Source organism: Burkholderia sp. NLJ2 (assembly GCF_049487195.1).
GTDB classification, from domain to species: Bacteria; Pseudomonadota; Gammaproteobacteria; order Burkholderiales; family Burkholderiaceae; genus Burkholderia; species Burkholderia pyrrocinia.
The window spans coordinates 182,543-203,812 of sequence record NZ_CP137809.1 but is presented as its reverse complement, the minus strand read 5'-3'; the positions used below and the strand labels follow the sequence as shown (position 1 = coordinate 203,812).

22 protein-coding genes are annotated in these 21,270 nt (G+C 66.8%); 7 read left to right on the top strand and 15 right to left on the bottom strand.

Annotated elements, in window-relative coordinates; all coding sequences use genetic code 11:
* Positions 1-10 precede the first annotated feature (10 nt).
* From R9B84_RS17565 to R9B84_RS17505, 13 genes are all read right to left on the bottom strand, one after another.
* Complete coding sequence (locus R9B84_RS17565; protein WP_423760648.1) at positions 11-1,378, bottom strand: CpaF family protein; 1,368 nt, start codon at positions 1,376-1,378, stop codon at positions 11-13.
* A gap of 18 nt (positions 1,379-1,396) precedes the next feature.
* The gene (locus R9B84_RS17560; protein ID WP_423760647.1) at positions 1,397-2,605 is read right to left on the bottom strand and encodes an AAA family ATPase; all 1,209 of its coding nucleotides are present in this window, start codon (positions 2,603-2,605) and stop codon (positions 1,397-1,399) included.
* Positions 2,606-2,627: 22 nt separating this feature from the next.
* Positions 2,628-3,071 carry a TadE/TadG family type IV pilus assembly protein gene (locus R9B84_RS17555; RefSeq protein WP_423760646.1) on the bottom strand — a complete coding sequence of 148 codons (444 nt, stop codon included), beginning with the start codon at positions 3,069-3,071 and terminating at the stop codon, positions 2,628-2,630.
* A complete protein-coding gene (locus R9B84_RS17550) occupies positions 3,068-3,601 on the bottom strand; it encodes a TadE/TadG family type IV pilus assembly protein (protein WP_423760645.1) in 534 nt (177 codons plus the stop codon). The genes R9B84_RS17555 and R9B84_RS17550 overlap by 4 nt, the downstream gene beginning before the upstream one ends.
* Before the next feature lie 12 nt (positions 3,602-3,613).
* Positions 3,614-4,879, bottom strand: a complete 1,266-nt coding sequence (locus R9B84_RS17545) for a pilus assembly protein TadG-related protein (RefSeq protein WP_423760644.1) — start codon at positions 4,877-4,879, stop codon at positions 3,614-3,616.
* 25 nt (positions 4,880-4,904) lie between these two features.
* Positions 4,905-5,207: a hypothetical protein gene (locus tag R9B84_RS17540; protein ID WP_423760643.1), complete on the bottom strand. Its 303-nt coding sequence runs from the start codon at positions 5,205-5,207 to the stop codon at positions 4,905-4,907.
* 20 nt (positions 5,208-5,227) lie between these two features.
* Positions 5,228-7,177 carry a type II and III secretion system protein family protein gene (locus tag R9B84_RS17535; RefSeq protein ID WP_423760642.1) on the bottom strand — a complete coding sequence of 650 codons (1,950 nt, stop codon included), beginning with the start codon at positions 7,175-7,177 and terminating at the stop codon, positions 5,228-5,230.
* Between the two features lie 104 nt (positions 7,178-7,281).
* Positions 7,282-8,121, bottom strand: a complete 840-nt coding sequence (gene cpaB, locus R9B84_RS17530) for a Flp pilus assembly protein CpaB (RefSeq protein ID WP_423760641.1) — start codon at positions 8,119-8,121, stop codon at positions 7,282-7,284.
* Positions 8,122-8,156: 35 nt separating this feature from the next.
* A complete protein-coding gene (locus tag R9B84_RS17525) occupies positions 8,157-9,557 on the bottom strand; it encodes an ATP-binding protein (protein ID WP_423760640.1) in 1,401 nt (466 codons plus the stop codon).
* Between the two features lie 32 nt (positions 9,558-9,589).
* Entirely contained in the window at positions 9,590-10,129 is a 540-nt protein-coding gene (locus tag R9B84_RS17520) for an A24 family peptidase (protein WP_423760639.1), read from the bottom strand.
* Positions 10,130-10,157: 28 nt separating this feature from the next.
* Positions 10,158-10,367: a Flp family type IVb pilin gene (locus R9B84_RS17515; RefSeq protein WP_423760638.1), complete on the bottom strand. Its 210-nt coding sequence runs from the start codon at positions 10,365-10,367 to the stop codon at positions 10,158-10,160.
* Positions 10,368-10,449: 82 nt separating this feature from the next.
* Positions 10,450-10,641: a Flp family type IVb pilin gene (locus tag R9B84_RS17510; protein ID WP_065504126.1), complete on the bottom strand. Its 192-nt coding sequence runs from the start codon at positions 10,639-10,641 to the stop codon at positions 10,450-10,452.
* A gap of 141 nt (positions 10,642-10,782) precedes the next feature.
* On the bottom strand, positions 10,783-10,974 hold the full coding sequence (locus R9B84_RS17505) for a Flp family type IVb pilin (RefSeq protein ID WP_423760637.1): 192 nt from the start codon (positions 10,972-10,974) through the stop codon (positions 10,783-10,785).
* Between the two features lie 1,048 nt (positions 10,975-12,022).
* Here R9B84_RS17505 and R9B84_RS17500 point away from each other — a divergent pair.
* The 7 genes from R9B84_RS17500 (at position 12,023) to R9B84_RS17470 (ending at position 17,960) form a co-directional block, all read left to right on the top strand.
* Positions 12,023-13,261 (top strand): glycosyltransferase family 87 protein, encoded by a 1,239-nt coding sequence (locus R9B84_RS17500; RefSeq protein ID WP_423760636.1) that lies wholly within the window; start codon positions 12,023-12,025, stop codon positions 13,259-13,261.
* Positions 13,258-14,637 carry a glycosyltransferase family 87 protein gene (locus R9B84_RS17495; protein WP_423760635.1) on the top strand — a complete coding sequence of 460 codons (1,380 nt, stop codon included), beginning with the start codon at positions 13,258-13,260 and terminating at the stop codon, positions 14,635-14,637. The genes R9B84_RS17500 and R9B84_RS17495 overlap by 4 nt, the downstream gene beginning before the upstream one ends.
* Before the next feature lie 24 nt (positions 14,638-14,661).
* Positions 14,662-15,705: a glycosyltransferase family 2 protein gene (locus R9B84_RS17490; RefSeq protein ID WP_423760634.1), complete on the top strand. Its 1,044-nt coding sequence runs from the start codon at positions 14,662-14,664 to the stop codon at positions 15,703-15,705.
* Positions 15,706-15,720: 15 nt separating this feature from the next.
* Positions 15,721-16,104, top strand: a complete 384-nt coding sequence (locus R9B84_RS17485; protein WP_338642057.1) for a GtrA family protein — start codon at positions 15,721-15,723, stop codon at positions 16,102-16,104.
* Positions 16,105-16,501: 397 nt separating this feature from the next.
* On the top strand, positions 16,502-17,005 hold the full coding sequence (locus R9B84_RS17480; RefSeq protein WP_423760633.1) for an inclusion body family protein: 504 nt from the start codon (positions 16,502-16,504) through the stop codon (positions 17,003-17,005).
* Between the two features lie 65 nt (positions 17,006-17,070).
* Entirely contained in the window at positions 17,071-17,592 is a 522-nt protein-coding gene (locus R9B84_RS17475; protein ID WP_423760632.1) for an AidA/PixA family protein, read from the top strand.
* 17 nt (positions 17,593-17,609) lie between these two features.
* Positions 17,610-17,960 carry a fucose-binding lectin II gene (locus R9B84_RS17470; protein ID WP_423760631.1) on the top strand — a complete coding sequence of 117 codons (351 nt, stop codon included), beginning with the start codon at positions 17,610-17,612 and terminating at the stop codon, positions 17,958-17,960.
* 51 nt (positions 17,961-18,011) lie between these two features.
* Here the strand turns inward: R9B84_RS17470 and R9B84_RS17465 are convergent, their stop codons facing one another.
* Both R9B84_RS17465 and R9B84_RS17460 read right to left on the bottom strand, forming a co-directional pair.
* On the bottom strand, positions 18,012-18,740 hold the full coding sequence (locus R9B84_RS17465; protein WP_423760630.1) for a carboxypeptidase-like regulatory domain-containing protein: 729 nt from the start codon (positions 18,738-18,740) through the stop codon (positions 18,012-18,014).
* A 69-nt stretch (positions 18,741-18,809) separates the two neighbouring features.
* The gene (locus R9B84_RS17460) at positions 18,810-21,128 is read right to left on the bottom strand and encodes a YjbH domain-containing protein (protein ID WP_423760629.1); all 2,319 of its coding nucleotides are present in this window, start codon (positions 21,126-21,128) and stop codon (positions 18,810-18,812) included.
* Positions 21,129-21,270 lie beyond the last annotated feature (142 nt).

The following is a 21,270-nucleotide window of genomic DNA, read 5'->3' as shown; positions in this document are numbered from 1 at the left end:
CGCCATGTCGTCAGTTCGACTCGTAGCGCTGGGACGGGTCGTACAGCGAATCCGGCAGGTTGATGCCGAATGCCTGCAGCCGCTCGACGAACTTCGGCCGAACGCCGGTCGCGCAGAAGTGGCCGCGTACCGTGCCGTCGCGATCCACGCCCGTGCGCTTGAACGTGAAGATCTCCTGCATGTTGATGATGTCGCCTTCCATCCCGGTCAGTTCCTGGATGCTGACGATCTTGCGCTTGCCGTCCGTCAGCCGCGCCGCCTGCACGACCACCGAGATCGCCGACGCGATCTGCTGGCGCATCGTCTTCGGCGGCAGCGACAGGCCGGCGACGCTGATCATGTTCTCGAGCCGCGTCAGCGCATCGCGCGGCGTGTTCGCGTGGATCGTCGCGAGCGAACCTTCGTGGCCGGTGTTCATCGCGTTGAGCATGTCGAGCGCTTCGGCGCCGCGCACTTCGCCGAGGATGATCCGGTCCGGCCGCATCCGCAGCGCGTTGCGCACGAGCGTGCGCTGCGTGATCTCGCCCTTGCCCTCGATGTTCGGCGGGCGCGTTTCGAGCCGCAGCACGTGCGGCTGCTGGAGCTGCAGCTCGGCGGCGTCCTCGATCGTCACGATCCGCTCGTTGCGCGGAATGAAGCCGGACAGGATGTTGAGCAGCGTCGTCTTGCCGCTGCCCGTGCCGCCCGACACGAGCACGTTCACCTTGGCGCGCGACAGCGCGTCGAGCAGCTCCGCCATCGGCGGCGTCAGGCTCTGGTAGCGCACCAGGTCGTCCATCTTCAGCGGGTTGACCGCGAAGCGCCGGATCGACATCAGCGGCCCGTCGATCGCCGACGGCGGGATGATCGCGTTCACGCGCGAGCCGTCCGGCAGCCGCGCGTCGACCATCGGGCTCGATTCGTCGATGCGACGCCCGACGCGCGACACGATCTTCTCGATCACCTTCATCAGGTGCGCGTCGTCGTAGAACGTCACGTCGGTCAGTTCGAGCTGGCCGCAGCGCTCGACATAGACCTGCCGGTACGTATTCACCAGGATGTCGGAGATGCTGGGGTCGCGCAGCAGCGCTTCGAGCGGGCCGAAGCCGAACATCTCGTCGTACACGTCGATCGCGAGCTGCCGCCGCTCGATGTCGTTCGCGGGCATCCGCTCGTCGTCGAGGATGCGCGAAATCAGCGAGGAGATTTCATGGCGGACCTGCTCCTGCGGCAGCCGCGACAGGCGCTCCAGTTCGACGCGTTCGAGCACGGCCTGGTGAATTTCGCGGCGCAGCTTCTGGTATACGTCGCGTACCGACGAATGCGCCGGGCCGGCCGGTTCGCTGCCCGCCGACAGCGGCAGGGCCCGGTGCAACGACATCTGTTCGCGCAATGACATGATGGTTCCCCGAGAGATTTACATGGACTTGAGCTTCGGCGCGGCCTTGCGGCCGAACAGCCGGGACATCAACGGTTCGCTGCGCGCCGCGCTGTGTCCCGCGCGCACTTCGCCTTCGACGAGTTGTTTCGCGCAACCCTGCAACGCACGCGCGACCGCGGTGCCGCGCGCCAGCCGCGACACCGGATGCCCCTGGTTGATCGCTTCGAGCACGGTGTCGGCGTCGTCGGGAATCGTGCATGCGGCATGCAGGCCGAGCACCTCCTCGAGCGCGGTGCGGGTCCGGTCGCTCGCGCGCGTGGCGCGGTTCACGATCAGACGGAGCTGGTCGGTCGAGTAGCCGAGCGACACGAGGATCTCCAGCAGCCGGCGGCCGGCGCGCACATGCGGCATCGCGGGCTGCAGCACGATCTGGATCTGGTCGCTGCGATCCAGCGCGACCATCGACAGCGGATTGATGCCGACGCCGACGTCGAAGATCACGAAGTCGTAGCGCGGCGCGGCGACGCCGAGGATCCATTCGAGCGCGTCCTCGCGCATCTCGGCGGCCTTGACCGGGTCACCGGCGCCCGCGAGCACGTGGAAGTTCTCGGTCACGTGCGCGACGCTCGCATCGAGAAACGCGCTGTCGAGCCGCTCGATCTGCGCGCAAAGCTGCGGCAGCGTCGACGGCGGGGTTTCGTCGCTGACGAGGAACGCGGCGTCGGCGAACTGCTGGTTCAGGTCGATCAGCAGCACGCGGCGCTTGAAGCCTTCGGCGATCTCGAACGCGATGTTGCTGGCCACGAAGCTCGTGCCGGCGCCGCCCTTGCACGACATGAACGACACGATCCTTGTATCGTCGGTGTCGCTGCGCGTGCTTTGCGCGGCGGCGCGTTCGAGCGCGTTGCCGAGCGCCTGCGGATCGAGCGGCCACTGCAGCACGTCGCGCGCGCCCGCGCGCATCGCGTGCAGCAGCACGTGCGGCGACGCGTCCGCCGTCACCAGGATGCAGGTCAGGCCCGCGTGCGCGCGGCAGATCCGCTCGATCGCCGACAGCTCGGACGAGTCGATCGACGTGCCGTCGACCAGCAGGATGTCGAATGCGTCGAGCCCGTCGGTGCGATGCTCGATCTGCGACGGGCGGCCGGTCGCGCGCGTCGCGCGATAGCGTCCGCAGTCGGCCACGAGGCGCGCGATCTGCGTGAGCCGCGCGGTATCGTCGGAAGCTACGAGGATGTTGATCATGTCGTGTGCCTCGTCTGTTCGATTAGTTGCAGGCGGTGCCGCCGGTCGCGGAGTTCAGGCTTTCGCGCGGCAGCGTGGTCGTGAACGGCGGCATCGTGACCGTGACGTTCACGAACGGGATCATCGTCTTGACCGTGACGTTCGTGACGCTGACGGTCACGAACGCGCACGAGGTCACATCGCAGCTTGCCGGCGTATAGCTGACCGCCACGTTCGCGTCCGACAGCAGCGGCAGCAAGGACTTCACGCGCTTCACGACACCTGCCGCGTTCACGTCGCAGACCACCGCCGTGCGTGCGCCGAGGCGCACGGCCTCGCTCGCGGTGTTCCAGTAGAACAGCACACGGCCGAATTCGAAGATGCCGATCAGCAGCATGATCAGCACCGACGCGATGAGCGCGAACTCGACGACCGCCGAGCCGCGTTGGGCGCGCCGGCGCGACAGCGGAAAGTGGCGCGCGTTCATGACACTTGCCTCATCACGGTAATGATGTTGCCGAACGTGATCGACTTCAGCCCCGGGTACGCGGGAATCGGCTGGTACTTGTAGCCCGTGACCTTCACTTCGACGACGTTGATCGCGCCTGTCGCCGTGCCGCTCGCCGCGTTGTTGTTCGAGTCGTAGGTCGGCAGGTTCGCGAACTGCGCCGGGTCGGACGCATCGCTGCAACCGGTCGTATGCTGCGCGTCGCAGATGGTCACCATCGAGGTCGTGAGCCCCGGCACCAGCTCGGTGCCGGATTTGCCGCACGTCGTGCTGCCGTAGACGACGAGACACTGCGCCGCCGACACCGGATACGCGCTGTCGGTCGGCAGCCAGATCGACAAGTAGCGCGCCGCGTCGCGCGTCGCCTTGGTCAGCGTCTCGTACTGGTAGATCGCGCGGCCGAACTCGGCCACGCCGGTCGCGAGCAGGATCATCGGCATCAGCACGAGCGCGAACTCGACGGCGACGGCGCCACGGGTGCGCGAACGGCGAAACGGGGGCCTTTTCATGATCGCCTCTCCCTATTGAACGAGCATCGGCACCTGGACCCCGGACGCGCTGCCGTCGCCGGGCAAGCCGTGCGTCGCGCACGGATTGCTGCCGGAGACGGACGAGCCGAGGTATTCGAGGTGGGCTATGATGGCGCCGCTGCCGGCGCTGAACGGCAACGGATCGAGCATCAGCACGCAATCCCATTGCGTGACGTGCACCGTGCCGCTGCTGCCCTTCAGCGACGAGCAGTCGCCTTCCGGCGCGAGCGCGACACGGCGGTCGCCGCCATAGGTCTGGTAGTTGCTCGCCGTCGCGGTACCGTTGGTGGCGACCCCGCTGCCCCCCGGCGGCGCGCCGTCGCCCTGGTAGGACTTGAAGGTCGTGCGGTCGGTCACGAACTGCGTGTACGCATCACCCTTGATGCCCGCCGTTCCGGGCGGCCCGTAGTTCGGGCCGACATACGCGTAGCCGGTGAAGTCGGGCTGGCCGCTGGACCCGTTCGCGCCGTTCGTATAGACGCCGAAGCGCGTATTCCAGGCGCGCAGCGACGCCGACTTCAGGCCGGTGGTGCCGAGGTCGGGCGGGCTCTTGATATTGCAGGTGTTGCCCGACAGCTCGCCCGCGAGGGTCGTTTCGCTCGTCGAGCCGTCGAGCGCCGCCCAGCCGAAGTTGCCGGGCCCGTAGCTCGAACCGGACGGCGACGTGATCCAGTCGCCGACGTTGTAGGACGGCGCGCCCGTCGCACGGCACACGAACACCGGGATCGCGCACGCTGTCTGCCCGCCGCCGACCGTCGCGATCGCTTTCGCCGACACTTCGGCCGCGTTCGCGAGCTTGGTGCCCGGCAGCACGTTCAGCACTTCGATGAACCAGTGCGCGATGTTGCTCAACGTCGCGGTGCATTGCACGTACTTGATGTTCGCCGGCGTCGTGACCGAGTTCTTCGCCAGGAACGGATTGGACAGCGAGTCGCTGAACGTGACGTTCGAGTTCGTCGCCATCTGCACCGACTTGTTCTGGAAAAACACGAAATTCAGGTGGCCGGCGGCGATGCCGTCGGCCTCGGCCACCTGCAGGCTGATGGCCGAAGTCAGGTCGCGCGCGGCCGACAGCGCGCACGCATCGGCGCTGTTCTGCAGTTCGCTGCGCGTGACGTACAGCTTGCCGAGGTCCAGCGCGAGACCGACGAACCCGATCATCACCGCCAGTGCGAGACCGACGATGATCGCGACGGCGCCGCGCTGGCGCTGGAGGCCGCGACGCGTGACTTTCGGATAGCGAGCTGCGCTGGACATGGCGTTCTCCCTGAGCGTGCTGTCGTTACTGGCTGGCCTTGCCGATGCCGATGACGAACGCATTGGCAGGCGGCTGCATCTGCTTGAACGACTTGTCGTAGTTGTCGAGTGCGGCCGCGGCGGCACTGCCGTCGACGCCGGACACCGACGCCGATGTCGCGTGTTCGGCGGCATGCGGGTCGATGATCTGGGCCTGCATCACGGTGCGGACCGAGTCGCCGAAGCGGCTGTCCCACACCGGGCTCGACGACATGCAGCCGGCAAGCGCGAACGCGAGCGGTGCGGCAAGCGCCGCGCGGCGCACGAATACGAGGTAGGCGGATTTCATGAGCTTCCCCTTGGATGGCTTCAACGATCGGTGGAATGGGGTTCCGAGCGCGCGACCTGCGCGCGGGCAACCGCGGGCACCCGGTGCTTCGGTTGCGCCGCCGGCGTGGCCGACGCGTCGGGGCCGGCCGCCGCGAGGCGCGCGGCGGCGGCTTCGATGCGGGCGATACGGGCCGCGTTTGCCGCGTCGGGCCGCGGCGCGGTGGCCGCTACCGGCGCGGGCGCCTTCTGCGGCTCGGCCGGCACCGGCGGCTGTGCGTCCGTGCCTTGCGGCGCGCGCGGTGCGGGCAGCGCGGCGGATGCGGCTGGCGCGTCCGATTGCGGTGCCGGAGCCGGCCCCTGCGCGGGCGCCTGAGCGGGTGCCGGTGCAGGTGCCTGGGCCGGTGCCTCCGGTGCAGTCGCCGCGCCTTTTGCCGGTTGTGCGCCCAGCGGGCGGACGCCACGCCGGCCTTCCATGTTGCCCGTCGCGTACACGTCGACTTCGTTCGGCTTCGAGAAGCTGTCGGTCGGCAGCGGCACGTCCGCGGTCTGCAGCGGCCTCACCAGGTGCGGCGTGATCAGGAAGATCAGCTCGGTGCGGTCCTGCTGGAACGACGTGCTGCGGAACAGCGCGCCGAGCACCGGCACTTCGCCGACACCCGGGATCGCCTTCAGCGCGCCGCTCGCGTTGTCCTTGATCAGCCCGCCGATCGCGAACGATTCGCCGTCGCTCATCTGGACCGTCGTCGACGCACGCCGCGTCGTGATCAGCGGCAGGATCGACGTGCCGCCGATGTTGGACGCACTCAGCGTGACGCCCGTCTGCGACAGCTCCGACACTTCCGGTGCGACCTTCAGGCTGATCCGGCCGTTCGCCAGCACCGTCGGCGTGAACTTCAGCGCGACGCCGAACTCCTCTTCCTGCAGCGTGATCGTCGAAATGCCGTTGCCGCTGCTTTGCGGGATCGGGATGAAGATCTTGCCGCCTGCGAGGAACGTCGCTTCCTGGCCGCTGATCGTCACGAGATTCGGCTCCGCGAGGATCTTGACGAGGTTGTCGGTGTTCTGCGCGTCGGCCGCGATGCTGAACGGCTTGTTGTTCGCCTTGCTGAAGGCGACCGCGCTCGAGACGCCCGCAAGCAGGCTGCTGACCAGCGCGCCGCTCCACGAGCCGAACCCGCCCTGGATGTTGAGTGCGCTGCCCATCTGGTTGATCAGCGTCTTCGACACCTCGGCCACCTTCACCTCCAGCATTACCTGCTGCGGCGACGTGACGCTCAGCATGTTCAGCACGCCGCCGCCCGACTTGCCGCCCCCGGCGGGGTCGCCCGCGCTGTCGCCGTAGGCGTGCGCGATCTGCACGGCCTGCTGCGCGGCCTGCGAGCTCGACACGCTGCCCGCCAGCACGATCGTGCCGGCGGCGGTCGACACATGGATGTCGCGCTCGCTCGGCATCAGCTGCTGCAGCGATGCCTGCAGGCCGCCGGCGTCCGCGCCGACCGCGACGTCGATCACGCGGCAGGCGCCGCTCTTGCCCTGCACGATCATGTTCGTCGTGCCGACCGACAGCCCGAGGATGTACAGCGTCTGCGGCGACACCATCGTCGCCTGCGCGACGGCCGGATTGCCGATCGTCCGATTGCGGACCGGCTCCGGCATCGGCACCAGCAGCGACTTGCCGAGCGGCACGCTGACGCTGGTCGACTCGCGCACGGCACCGATGCAGTTCGGCCCGCGCAGCGGCCCAGCCGTTGCGGCGGCCGCGGCGACCGGTGCCGGCGCCATGCTGATCGTCATCTGCATGGGCCCCTTGCCGACCGCGGCCGGCGCGCTGGCGCCGCCCTTCGTCAGCACGCCCGCCTCGATGCCTTCCTGTGCCAGTGCGCCGTAGACGGTCAGCCATCCTGAACAGAGGATCGCGGCCATCATCGTGCCCCGTGCGACGCGCGTCCGCAGTGGGCCGGTACCTGTACGTTGCGGTTTGATCTTCATTTTGTCTGATCCCCCGAGAGACCGGCGCCATGCCGGTTGTCGACTTCCAACGCCGCCGTGCCCTGCTGGCGGCCGATCTGTTTATCTGGCTGTGTTGATCTGCTTCAGAAACATTCGACGCTGCCCTTCACGCCCGACAGCACGCCGACGCAGTCGCGCCGCGCTTGCGGTGCCGCGTGCGATGCGACGTGCACCGTCCGCACGCGTGTGGCAACGGGAAGCGGCGGCAGGTCGGGTACGGGCGGCTTGCCGAGCAGCGTCAGCTTGGTCGCGCCATCCGTGTTCAACGTCTTCTGGTCGACCTGGTTGCGCAGCACCAGCGACAGCGTGCCGACGCTGCGCGCGAGGTCGAGGCGTTCGGCCTGGTCGGGCGTGACTTCCAGCGTGACCGCGTTGACGACCTTCGGTGCGGTGTCGTCGCGGCTGACCTGCTGCGCGACGGCCAGCACCAGGATGTGCTCGAGCACGATCTTGGAGATGCTCTGCCCGTCGGTCTTGCCCTGCTGCTCCTGCGTGTTGACGATCACGTCGACGTAGGTGCCCGGCAGCGCGAAGCCCGCGACGCCGACCACGTCGTTCACGCGCACCGTGATCGCACGGCTGCCGTCGGCGATCACCGCGGACAGCCCGCCCTTCGTGCCGAGCGGTGCGAGCTTCGACTCGATCACCGGCTCGCCGCGTGCCAGGCTGGTCCGAACGACGCGTCCTTCGAGCGCCTTCGTATCGGTGAATGCGCCGGTCGGCACGCTGCCCGACGGCCAGCTCACCATGTGGATCTGGTTCGCCCCGAGCGGTTCGCCCAGGTTCAGGTCGATGGCCGCCACCGCAACCGGCGTCACCGAACTCGTGGATGTCTGCACCAGCCAGTGGGACGCGAACACGACCGCGGCAAGACCCGCGACCATCGCGACGACCAGCATCATGAGCGCTCGACTGTTTTTCATGGCAATGCTCCTCGACGAATCGTGAAAGAAACGGCTCAACCGGTAATGAACGTACGTCCACCCCGCTCAATGGGCGGCGGATGGCTGCCGTCCCGTTCGGGCGCTGCGCCGAAATAACTCGCCCACGCGTCGTACAGCGCGTCGTGCGTCACCTCGAGCGGATCGCCGCGGTAACGCGCGCCGGCGGCCACGAGGCGCAGCAGGTCCGCCGGAAAGCACGCGAGAAACGCCTTGCCGGTCGGCAGATGCAGCCGGTGCAGCAGGAACTCGAACGCATCGTGCGCCGATACGAGACCGAGCGAGGCGCAGGCCGCGTCGTACACGGCGCGGTAGTCGTCGATCGACATCGCGCCGACGTGAAGCTTCGAGCCGAGGCGGCGCAGGAACGCTTCGTCGCAGAACTGCTCCGGCGCGATGTTGCTCGAGAACACCGGCCACACGTCGAACGGCAGCACGAAGCGGTTGCCGGATTCGAGCGTCAGGAAATCGACGCCGCGGTCGAGCGGGCGCAGCCAGCGGTTGAGCAGGTCGCGCGGCTCGACGCGCTGGCGGCCGAGATCGTCGATGACGTACATGCCCATGTTCGCCTTCATGTGCGGCGGCGCCTGGTAGAAGCCGGCGGCCTCGTCGCGGCGCAGGTCGAGCTCGGCGAGCGTCAGTTCGCCGCCCGACATCACGATCGGCCGCTGGCACAGGCGCCAGCGGCGATCGACCGACTGGCCGCCGGATTGCGGCCCCGCGTCGACATGCACGAGCGGGTCGTAGATCTGGATCACTTCGCCGGCCGCGCAGATCGCGTGCGGCACCGGCACGCGGCCGTGCATCAGCGCGCCGAGCCGCTCGGCGAGGAAGGTCTTGCCGCTGCCGGCCGGGCCGTAGATCAGCAGCGGACGGCCCGCGTTCAGCGCCGCGGCCGCCGCGTCGAGCACCGACGTGTCGATCACGATGCCTTCGAACGCGGCCCACACGTCGCTCTGGCCGATGTGCAGCTTGCGCACCGAATGCGTGCTCAGGCATTCCAGATACGCGTCGAGCGTCACCGGCGCGGGCCCGCTGTAGCCGCTGCGTGCGCGTTCCTCGAGCGCGAGCACGCGGCCCGCGTCGGTCAGGCGGAACGTCACGTCGAGATCGGTCGCGCCGCGATGGGTGAGCTCGACGAGATGCTCGCGCACCAGGAACGCGAAGACGTCGTCGAGCACCGCGAGCGGCAGGCAATGCCGCTCGACCAGGTCGCCGTACGACGGGCGGCCGAGCACCAGCGTCGACTTCAGCACGAGCCCGGCGACGAACGCCATGCTCAGCCCGGTGTCGTCGAGCGAGCGCGGCGCCGCCGGCAGCTGCGCGCCCTTCTTCGTATTGGCTTCCCGCGACGGCAACGGATCGGGCAGTTTGGATACCTGCGCGTCGCGTCTCGGTTCGGTGTGGTTCGTGGTCATGTTCGTTTCGTCCTCGTTGCGGGCTCGTCGCGCTATGCGCACGTCGCGAACAGCATGCCCAGCGTGCCGGCTGCGATTGCCACGCCGTACGGCAGCGTGCCCACCGACGCGATGTCCGCGGGGCCGTCGGCTGCCCCTGCGCGCGCCCCTTGCGAACGGCGTGCGATCAGCACGCGGACGTTCGCCCACATCTGGCGCATCCGCCCGCGCAACAGCGCGAACGCGATGGCACCGATCCCGCCGGCCACGAAGGTGGCCAGCACGATGTAAAACGTCATTTCCGCGCCGACCCAGGCGCCGATCGCGAGCATCAGCTTCACGTCGCCGGCCGCCATCCCGCGCAACAGGTAGAACGGCATCAGCAGGCCGAAGCCGGTCGCTGCGCCCGCGAGCCATCCGAGCGCACCTGCCAGGACGCCGTGCAGCATGCACTGGGCGACCAGCGCGCCGGCCAGGCCGACCGCGACGAGGCGGTTCGGAATGCGGCGGGCCGCGATGTCCGTGCTTGCCGCGGCGACCGCGAGCAGCGTCACGCACAACGGAACCGGGTAAGGCGGCGCAACAGGTAACATGGCGAACCTCACGGATCGAATCGATGGATCAGGACATCATGCCCAGCGCGGTGGTCACGGCAGCCGACACGGCCGTGGCGATCGCCTCGTACGTATCGTTCAGCGAGTCTTTCAGCGTGACGACGCTGCCCAGCACCGCGACGGCGAACATCGCCCCGAGCAGCGCGTATTCGATCGACGTCACGCCCTGCTCGTCGTCGATCCAGCGACGACATACGACACGCACCTTGGCTTGCATGATGGTCTCCGGTTCCGGGTTGATCAGATGACCGGGGACGGCTCGAGCACTGCACCGGCCGAGCCGTCCACGGCATGGTCCATCAGAGACCGGCAACCGCCGAATCCAGATCGGCCGCGATCGTGCTGAACACGGTTTTGAGGTCCTTGCCGACCGTCGTCAGCGCGGCGATGATGCCGATCGCGATCAGCGCGGCAATCAGGCCGTATTCGATGGCGGTCACGCCGTCTTCATCGCGGACGAAACGGCTGGCTTGTTGAATGAACTTGGACATGATGATCTCCTTGCGTGGTGACTTTCAAAGCCCTCGCGTGTCGGCTGGATCGATTGATCTGGCTTCGATACGTCGAGGAAAGGTGTTGATGCCGTGTGGTGCCGACCAACGATTCGGACGAGCCGTTCGTCGTACCGTCCATCAGATTGCTGCTACTGCCGAATCCAGAGAGGCGGCGATCGTGCTGAACACCGTCTTCAGATCCGTACCGATCGTCGACAACGCGGCGATGATGCCGATTGCGATCAGCGCAGCGATCAAGCCGTATTCGATGGCCGTCACACCGCCCTGATCCTGGATGAACCAGGCAATCTTCTCGATGACTCTTGACATGAGCTTCTCCTTTCGGACTACTACTAAAAACCCTTCGTCGGTCGAGACGTCGGGGGTGGCACCACCGGCACTACAAGAAAATCGAAACGCGACGCTCAGCTGCGAGGACAGGGATGCACACACCTGTCCGTGCGAACGGATTTCAGAAAGAGGGAACGCAAGAGATGCGCGTACGGTTCGACCAGCCGGATAAACCGGGCAGGCAGATCGACCTGAACGGCGTGACTGCCGGTCGGCGCATGGAATCCAGTTGAACGGGAGACAGACTCCCGGCAATGCGGTAATTCGTGTCTAACGCGGCCAGCCGGCCGCGTTGTGCTGTGGTCTTTCATTTTTATTCCCCATATGCTGCCATGCCGATCTTCTTGTTGCCCCTGACGCTACCGGGTCTCATCGATCGATCGACGAAGTTCTCGCGGTTCATCGACCTGGAGCTGCGTGTTCCCCGACGCGCTCCGGCCTTCCTTTCCGCAGGTGATTCCGAAGCCGGTTCCGTCCGTCTGTTCCTGGAACCGCCCGGTCGTCACGCCGTCGACTGCCGTGCCAACGCTTACGCAAAGAGCGGACCATCCCGAGCGAAATCGAGGCGTATCAAGGGTTCCGGCGATCCGCGGGGGGGCGCGTCAAGGGCACGACGGTCGAAATGTTTCAATCTTGATATAGGTTTCCCACCAGGCGAGGTGCACCGAAACGCGCGTCGTCGCGTTGCACAAAGGGTCCAAAAAATTTTCTCGGGACTTTCCCGAACGCGCGCAGCCGGTTGCGTTTCACGGGATCGGCGGGACGCGACACCGCTCGAAAACGCGGAATGTTTCAAGCCAGAAACATGAAACCCGGCCGGGTCGTTTTCTCATACCTGAAAACGCGGCTTTCGCGCCTGTCACCGAATGATCGACGTCCCGGCTCTCGGTGCGTGGTTTGCATCACGCGATTTTTTCTCCAACAATGGGTTCACCGGACAACGCCATTCAGAGCGAGTCGATCCGGATGCAAGACAACATGAAACGGCTGCGACTGACCAAGCAGCCTTCACCACAGACGGGGAATCATGTACACAGCCAATCGTGGGACGCGCGATCGCGCCATACGCTGTGCTCAATGGCTGACAGCCGACCGGATCGTTCCGTACAGCTGCATCATGCTGATGCTCTTCGCCGCGCTGCTGGCCGTGTGGGGCGTCGTGACGAACGGCTTCACGTCGAGTGCCATCGCCCGCCCGGGCGTCGACTTCTCGGTCTTCTGGACCGCATCGCATCTGGTGTTGCAAGGCCATGCCGCAGCGGCCTACGACCCTTCGTCATTCCTGCAGGCCGAGTTCGCGCACTTCGGTGCGTATCTGCAGCATCGGCCGCTTCCCTGGCTCTATCCGCCGACGATGTTGCTGTTCATCGCGCCGGTTGCCCTCGTGCCTTTCCTGCCCGCTTATTTCCTCTTTTTCGCGGGCAGTCTTTTATGCTACGCGTTCGCCGTCTCGCGCTTGTCGGGATTGCGCGCGCATCTTCCCCAGCCGCGCGCCGCGGCGCTCGTCGTGGTCGCGTATTCGGCAGTGTGCATGTCCACGCTGTTCGGCCAGAACAGCGTCCTGACCGCCGGCCTCGCCGCGCTCGCGCTGCATCTGCTCGGCAAACGTCCGATTGTTGCCGGCGTGCTCATCGGGCTGCTCGCGATCAAGCCGCAACTCGCCATCGTGTTCCCGTTCGTGCTGATCGCGGCGCGGGCGTGGCGCACGTTCGCAGCCGCCGCGATCAGCGCGGCGCTGTTCGCGGCGGCCGGGATTGCACTGGCCGGCCCCGGCGCGCTGCACGGACTGGCCGACACCATGTCGACCGTACGCGACCAGCATTTCATGCTCCCGTCGTACTGGCTCGCGTCGCCGACGCCGTTCGCCGCGTTGCGGCTCGCGGGTGCGCCGGTGGCAGCCGCGCTGGCCGCGCAAGCGGCGGTCGCGCTGCTCGCGATCGCCGCGGCCGTCGACGTATGGCGCCGCACGCGCGACATGCGCCTGCGCGGCGCGGTGCTGGCGGTCGCGACGCTGCTGACGACGCCGTATCTGTGGAACTACGAACTGACGTGGCTCGGCATCGCGATCTTCTGCCTGATCGCGCACGGCCTCGACGAAGGCTGGCTGCCCGGCGACCAGGGCATCCTCCTGCTCGCGTGGCTGCTGCCGATCTTCGAGATGTTCAACCGGTTGATGAAGCTGCCGCAGATCGGGCCGGTCGTGCTGCTCGCGGTACTGTTCGTCGTCGTGCGTCGCACGGCGCTCGCGTCACGGAGCGCGCGATGAAAGCGCCTTCGTTCGCCCGCCACGCGCATTCCGCCATCGATCTGCACCCGGAACTCCCGATCGCGGGCCCGCACCGCTATCCGCACTGGCTCAATCGCGAGCGCGTGCGCCTCTATGCCGGTGCCGTGCTGCTGGCCGAGCTGCTGTTCATCGGCATCTACCTGGTCCGTCTGTTCCTGTCGCACAAAACCGCACTGGAACCGCTGTCGCAGGATTTCTCGCCGATCTGGAGCGCCGCGTGGCTCGCCGCGCACGGGCACGGCGCCGACGCGTGGCATTTCCCCGCGCTGTTCGCGGTACAGAAGCTGGCGGTCCCGACGATGACGCTCGCGGACGGCACGCTGCCGTGGCTCTATCCGCCGACGACGCTGCTGCTGGTACTGCCGCTCGGCTGGCTGCCCTACAGGCTGGCGCTCGTGCTGTGGCTCGGCGTCACGTATGCGCTGTTCGCCGCGACGATCCGCGCGACCGTGCAGCGCGATGCCGCATGGCTGTGCGCGCTCGCGTTCCCCGGCGCGTTCATCACCGTGATCGTCGGCCAGACCAGCCTCTTTACCGCGATGCTCGCCGGTGCCGGCCTGCTCGCGCTGAATCGCCGCCCCGTCTGCGCCGGAATCTGCTTCGGCTTGCTGACGATGAAGCCGCAGCTCGCGGTGCTGTTCCCGCTCGCGCTGCTGTGCGCGGGCCAGTGGCGCGCGCTGGCCGCGTGGGCCGCGACGATCGCCGGCAGCGCCGCACTCGCGACGCTCGCATTCGGTGTCGGCCCGTGGGTCACGTTCGCGCATGTGATCGGCAACGTGTACGCGATCGTCGGCACCGGTCACGCGAAGCTCGCCCGTATGCCGACCATGTTTGCGCTTGCGACGATGGCCGGCTGGCCCGCGATCGTCGCACGAAGCCTTCAGTTGCTGTCGGCCGCGGTCGCCGCGGCCGCCGTCGTCTACGCGTGGCGCGGCGCATGTTCGTACGCGCTGCGCGCCGCGACGCTCGCCTGCGCATGCCTGCTCGTCAGCCCTTATCTGTACGACTACGACCTGACCTGGTACGGCATCGTGATCGCGTGGTACGCGCGCTATGCATGGACGCACGGCTGGCGGCGCTTCGATCGCGAATGGCTGATGCTGCTGTGGCCGATGCCGCTCGCGGGCCTCGCGGTCGTGCCGCATCTGTCGTTCCAGCTCATGCCGCTCGTGACGCTCGCCTCGCTCGCACTGCTCGTCAGCCGGATCGCGCAGGAACGACACGACATGCCGTCGATGCCCGACGCACGCGACGACTCGACCGAGACCGGCTTCATGCATCCGGTCAGACAACACCACCGCCCGGCGTACGGAATGCGCTGCACCGGCCGCCCGATCGCCTGCGCCGACCGGTGACGCGACATCACAAGGGGAATCATCATGCGGGAATCACTGTACAAGCCGCTCGTCTCGCTGGTCGTGCCGTTCTATAACGAAGGCGAAGCCGTCGAGCGCTTCTTCGACGTCGTGATCCCGTTGCTGACGGCGATCGACGCGATCCGCTTCGAGATCATCTGCGTGAACGACGGCAGCCGCGACGACACGCTCGAACGCCTGATCCGGATCAGCACCGGCGAGCGGCGCGTGCGCGTCATCGATCTCACCCGCAACTTCGGCAAGGAGGCCGCGCTGACGGCCGGCCTCGACGAAGCCACCGGCGACGCGGTGATTCCGCTCGACGCCGACCTGCAGGACCCGCCGAGCCTGATCCCGGTGATGATCGAACACTGGCGCGACGGCGCGGAAGTCGTGGCGGCGAAGCGCAGCAACCGCGCGTGCGATTCGTTCGCGAAGCGCACCGCAGCCGCGATCTACTACCGCGTGCACAACCTGCTGTCGGACGTGAAGCTGCCCGAGAACGTCGGTGATTTCCGGCTGATGGACCGCAAGGTCGTGAACGCGCTGCGCAGCCTGCCCGAGCGGCACCGCTTCATGAAGGGGCTGTTTGCGTGGGTCGGCTACAAGACCGTGATCGTCGAATACCAGCGCGACCCGCGCAGCGCCGGGCACTCGAAGTTCTCCGGCTGGAAGCTGTGGAATTTCGCGCTGGAAGGGATCACCAGCTTCAGCACGGTGCCGCTGCGCAGCTGGACCTATATCGGCGTCGGCATCGCCGCGCTCTCGTTCCTGTACGGCGCGTTCATCATCTTCCGCACGCTTCTGTTCGGCAATCCGGTGCTCGGTTACGCGTCGCTGATCTCGGTCACGCTGTTCATCGGCGGCATCGAGCTGATCGGCATCGGTGTCGTCGGCGAATACATCGGGCGGATCTACGACGAGTCGAAGCAACGGCCCGTCTACCTGATCCGCCGCCGCTACCAGGCGCACGGCAAGGTGATCGAACTCCCGGTCGCGCGCGATGCGCGCCGCCAGATTGCACGCCGGCGCGTGCAGCCGACCCGGGTGCGGATCGACGCTCGCTGACACGCGCAAGCAACCATGATCGACCTGCTTCATGCGGAGCGCACGCGGCTCGTGCGCTTCGGCTTGTCCGGGCTCTGTTCGACCGCGATCCATACGCTGGTCGCGTCGGCGCTGTTCGCGCTGTTCGATGCGACGCTGGTCGCCGCAAACGCAGTCGCGTTTCTCTGCGCCACGGCGTTCTCGTATCTCGCGAATACGCTGTGGAGTTTCTCGTCGACGGTACGCACGCGCAACGCGCTGCGTTTTCTCGTCGTCACGCTGGCCGGCTTCGTCGAAACGCTGCTGCTCGCGCGTGCCGCCGAGGCGCTCGACGTGTCGCGCGCGATGAGCATCGTCGCGATCGCGCTGCTGATCCCGCCGACGACGTTCGTGCTGCATCGGCTCTGGACCTACCGGTAAGCGCTGGATCGCCCGCCGCCCGGCGGCCCGATACCTGCCGCGAATCGCCCCCTTCCCGCTCCCGAATCGTCACGCCGCCGCGGCGGCGATCGCGCTGTTCATCGGCCCCTTTCGCGTTCCGAAAATAATCGGCCAATCAATTAACAGATTCAATGCCGCTCTATTTATGCAATACATCCATTGGATTGAATCCGATTTTCGGATTAACCGTCGAAAATTATTTTCTCGACCCTGTTTACCTTTACAGCTTTCATAATCAACCGAACGGGATAATCTGCATTCGCCGTCGCGCCTGTACGTGCCGTATCACGCACAAAGTCTTGCAGGACAAGGAGATGGCGGCTGCACGAAGCAATTCGAGCAACGATAAGTCCCATTACTTCAAACGGGAGCTTCTATGTCACGCATTACCGATGTGCTCGTCTCGATCGACACCGAAACCATTCTGAAAAATTATCCGAATCCCAGCAAGAATCCGAATAGTCCGACGCTGATCGACTGGAAGCACGTGTACATGGTCACGAACCAGGACAACGTGGTGTCCGGGCAGGCGGGCGGCGAACTCGACCTGAAGGCGCAGGTCGGCGACCTGATCCGCTGGCGCGAAACGAGCCTGTCGCTGGGCTTCGAGAAACAGGTGGTCTTCTACGGCTTCATCGCCAACCAGGGCAAGGACCTGATTTCGACGCCCACGCCGCGCAAGGCCACCGCATCGGTTCCGATTCCGAACCCGAGCTCGCCGTCGACGCCGACCTGCCAGAAGGTCGACAACTATTACTGGTCGTCGGAAACGCTGTCGGAAGGGCGCGTCACCTACCACTTCTACTTCCAGATCATCAACCGAGACTGCCAGTCGCTGGGCTGCTACCAGTGGGATCCGTTCATCTCGATCCACAACTGATCGCGGCAGGCGGGCGGCCGCGCCGCGGTCGCCCGCGTCATTCCCTTGTTGCGGAGGAAGCGTCCATGTCTGGTCTTCGTTGCGATGTGCTCGCGATCGTCGATGCCGTCACGCTGCTGTCGGTCTACCCCGATGCGAGCTCGAACGCCGACGCGCCAACCGTGATCGACGGCCGGCACATCTACGTGGTGAGCCCCGGCGAGACCGGGCAGCTCGGCCACAACGACAGCCGCCTCTTCGCCGGCCTGTCGCCGGGCGACCAGCTCCACCTGCGCGAAACCGCGCTGGCGCTGCGCGCGGAGGTGAGCGTGCTGTTCGTCCGGTTCGCATTGAAGGACGCCGGCATCGTCGCGCCGATCGAACCGGAAGTGCGCGACGCCACGACGCCGGTGCCGAATGCCGACGACCTGCTTCATCCGCCATGCCAGCCGATGAAAGACCACTACTGGCGCAGCGACGTGCTCGCCGCGGGCACCACCACGTGTACGGCCGACTTCGCCGTGCTCGACCGCGACGGCGCCGTGTTGGGCTATTTCCGCTGGGAAACGTCGGTCGAGATCGCCGGCAGCCGGCCGGATACGAAATAGCCCGGTTTCTAGCCGTCGTGGACCGAGACGGCAACTTCAACCTGCCGCTGAATACCGCCTTCAAGGCGATCTTCTACGCGAATGCCGCCGACCGGCAGGACCTGAAGCTGTTCATCGACGACGCGCCGGAACCGGCCGCGTCGTTCGTCGGCAACGGCAACGACGGCGTCAGGCAGTTCACGCTGAACTCGAAAGGCGGCAAGATCCGGATCGACGCATCGGCCAACGGCAGGAAATCCGCGACCGATGCGCGCCTCGCGCCGCTCGCCGCGGGCGACCAGGCGTGGCTCGGCTGGCTCGGCGCCGAGGACGGCGCCGACAGCAACTACAACGACGGGATCGTCATCCTCCAGTGGCCGATCACCTGAGCGTCCGGGCGGCATCGCCGCATGCCGCGCTCAGGCTTCACGCAAGTACCGTTACGCCGGGTTGCCGCTGCCGCCGCTGCCGCCGGTGCCGCCGGTCGGCTTGCCAGCCGCCGCGCCGGCCGTCTTCACCTTGTCGAGCAACGTCGGGGACGGCTGGCCGGTGCTCGTGAGCGCGCCGTTGGACTTCAAGGTTTCGAGGTCCGTATCCTGGCCGGCCTGGCCGGGCTTGAATGGCGTCGTCAGAAACGAGGACGCCGACACCGTGACGCCCGTTTCGTTCTTGATGGTCTGGATGACCCCGTTCTGCGCCGACGCGACGGCCGATGGACTCGTCAACGCGCCCTGATACGTCGGATTGGTCGTGAGGCCCGTCAGCAGCCCGTTCAGGTCCGTGCCGAGTTGCGCCGCCATGAAGGTCAGCAGCATTTCGGTCAACGGCGTCACGTTGAACGTGCCGCCGCCGCTCGCGAACGAGTGCTGCGTGGTCGTCCCGTCCGTCCCCGTGATCGCGCACGGTCCCGCGAACACGAACGAGATCGAGAAGGCACCGTTTGCGTCGGCCGTCCCCGAACCGTTGCCGCTCTTGCAGGCGATCGTGATCGCCGCGTTCGCCATCGGTGCACCGGTCGCGGCCGTGCCGCTGATCGTGGCCTTCGACGCATTCGAAGGCGTCGTGCTGTTGCTGTCGCTGCCCCCGCCACATCCCACGAGCGTGCCCGCCGCGAGCGCAACCATCCCGGTCTGCCATGCTCTCAGTGCCGCCTTCTTCATCGTCTTCATCGATTTTCTCCAGTAGGTCGACTCGATCCGCCAGGGGCCCCCCGGTCCCTCGCTCATTGAATGCCTGCGTCACAGCCCCGTCTGGGGCCGTGGGGCACTTCCCGGTAGCTGCGCCGCCTGCGTGGCGGGCGGCACAGCGCGTGCGGATGGTGCATAGCGCTTGTACGCGTCGCGCATCCGGTAAAGCTGTGTCGCAAAGTATTCGGCGCTGAAGCGCCCCCGGTTGAGAACGAATTGCTGCGTGTTGTAGGCAAAGCCGAGGTTCTCGGCACCGTCCTGCGACAGGTAGTTCGTCGATCCGATGCGCGTGCGGAAATTGAGCGAGAACTGCTCGGCGCCGTTGACCTGCACGATCCCCGGCCTCATGCCCTGGCGCGGCGTCAGCGGGAAGCTGACCGATGCCCCGGCGAACGAACCGCGCCCGCTGTGCCAGCCCTGCACGCTGAACGAAACGTCGTCGAACCAGCGCGTCAACGTGATCAGCGGTCCCTTGTCGCCGCCCACATAGCGCGCGACGCCCGCCTCGATCCACATCTTCCACGCGGGCTCGACCCACCGGTACGTGAGCAGCGCGTTCTTCTCCGCCGGCAGCGCGTCCTTGCCCGGCTCGCGATGCAGATACGCGAGCTTCAGCCGCACGACGTCAGGGCGGCCCGGCACGAATGCGGTCGTCTCGTTCTCGATGCCGAGGTACTGGTGGTCGAACTTGCCGAGCGCGGTCACGTTGAACACGCGTGGCGCGATCCAGAAGCTCTGCACGAGCGCGACCGTCGACAGTCCTCCGCGCAGGCGATACCGGTCGTACACGTGGCCGTCGTCCATGTTCTTGCTGTTCGCGATCGGCACGATCACGCTCGAATACAGTTCCGCACCGCGCCACAGCGGCACGAATCCCTGAAGGTTCGCGCCGATCGAGTAATCGAAGTTGCCGTACTCCGTGCCGTACAGGTAGGACGTGACGGGTGCGATCTGGATCCGCACGAGTCCATGCTTGCGCGCGTTGCCCGACCATGCGATCGAATCCGCGTCATGTGTTGGCTGCATGCGCATCGACAGCGACGTGCCGGCCGTTGTCGATGCGCCGCCCGCGACGAATTGCGCGTAGTCCGTCCGGTCGACGCTCACCTCGCCCACCGGCTCGTTCGCCTTCTTGATCACGACGCGCACGGTCTCGATGCCCTTTGGCGCGTACTGCGCGGCCGCGCCGAGCGCGATGCCCAACGCGTCCGCCTCGTTCTGGTTGTAGCGGTGGTTTTCGTATTCGACGACGAGATCCGTGCCCGCAACGCCGGCCCGCACGCGCTCGAGCCCCGCGTCCGTCAACACGCCCACGATCGTGTCGAGCGCCGCTGGATCAGGCACCGCCTGGATTGCCGGCGCGACGGTCGGCACGATTGCGGGCGCCGTGCGAAGCGATGGCATGGCCACGTCACCTCGCGCTGCATCCGCCGCTGCGGGCATCAATGCGGTCGGCTCGACGCGCGTGAACGTGCCCAGCGGCGCGAGCACGGCGGCCGGTTGCAGCGCATCGCCGTCCGCGGCGTGAACGCCGCCGGGCGATGCCGCATTCGCCGCCGCATCCGGCGCACCGTCGCACAAGCCCTTGCTGCAACGCGTCGCGTCGAACCGCTTGCCGAGCGGAATTTGCACGCCGATCGCAAACGACGTGCGCGGCGCGACCCCGTCCGTATGCTTGAGCGAGCGTGTCACGGTGCCGACGAGGCTCGCGTCGGCGAGCCACCTGATCGGCGGCGACTGGTAACGTATCCCCGCATACGGCGTTTTCGAATCGTGTTCCGCGAGCAGCGACAGCCCCGTTTGCCACAGCCGGAGCTCGGCGCCGCCGAACACACCGTCGAGCCGGTCGCCGTGCCCGTAGCCGACCGTCAGTGTCGCGGGCCCGAGCGCCTGCGACACGACGCCGTAGGTGGACCGGAAGAAATGCGTCTGCCCGCCGACGTCGTTGATGCCGATCGCGATATCGGGCTGGTATGCGAAGAACTTCGGAATCGAAACCTTCGCGTTCGCCATCAGGTGCCGAAGCACGAAATGGTCGTAGCCCGGCACCGTCGTGCGCACGTTGCCGGGGTAGTCCGCCAGGCCGCCCGATACCTCCACGTACGGAAACAGGCCGACCGCGCCCCAGACGATGTCGGAACTCGTCGTGTTCTTCCCGTACCGCGGATCGATGTAGTTGTTGTATTGCCCCTCGAATGTCCCTTCGGGCAGCGTGAATCCGTATGGAATCACAAGCCCGCCGGACACACCCATCGACGTCAGCACCGGCGAGCCCGCCGCACCGGCCGGCAGGGAAAATGCCAACGCTGCCCCAAGGGCAACGGCCGTCGGCTTGTTCGTGGCCACCTTCGCACGCAACTTGATTGTCATTGGTCGTGTCCTTGGTTGTCCGAATCGTGTCGCGACACCCAATATCGCCGAACGGTGACGCGCACCGCCGAGGTGCTCGTATCGCTCGCGGCCGCTAGCATCCCGACTGCAACAATGCAACCGAAGCGCCGTCCTGGGCATC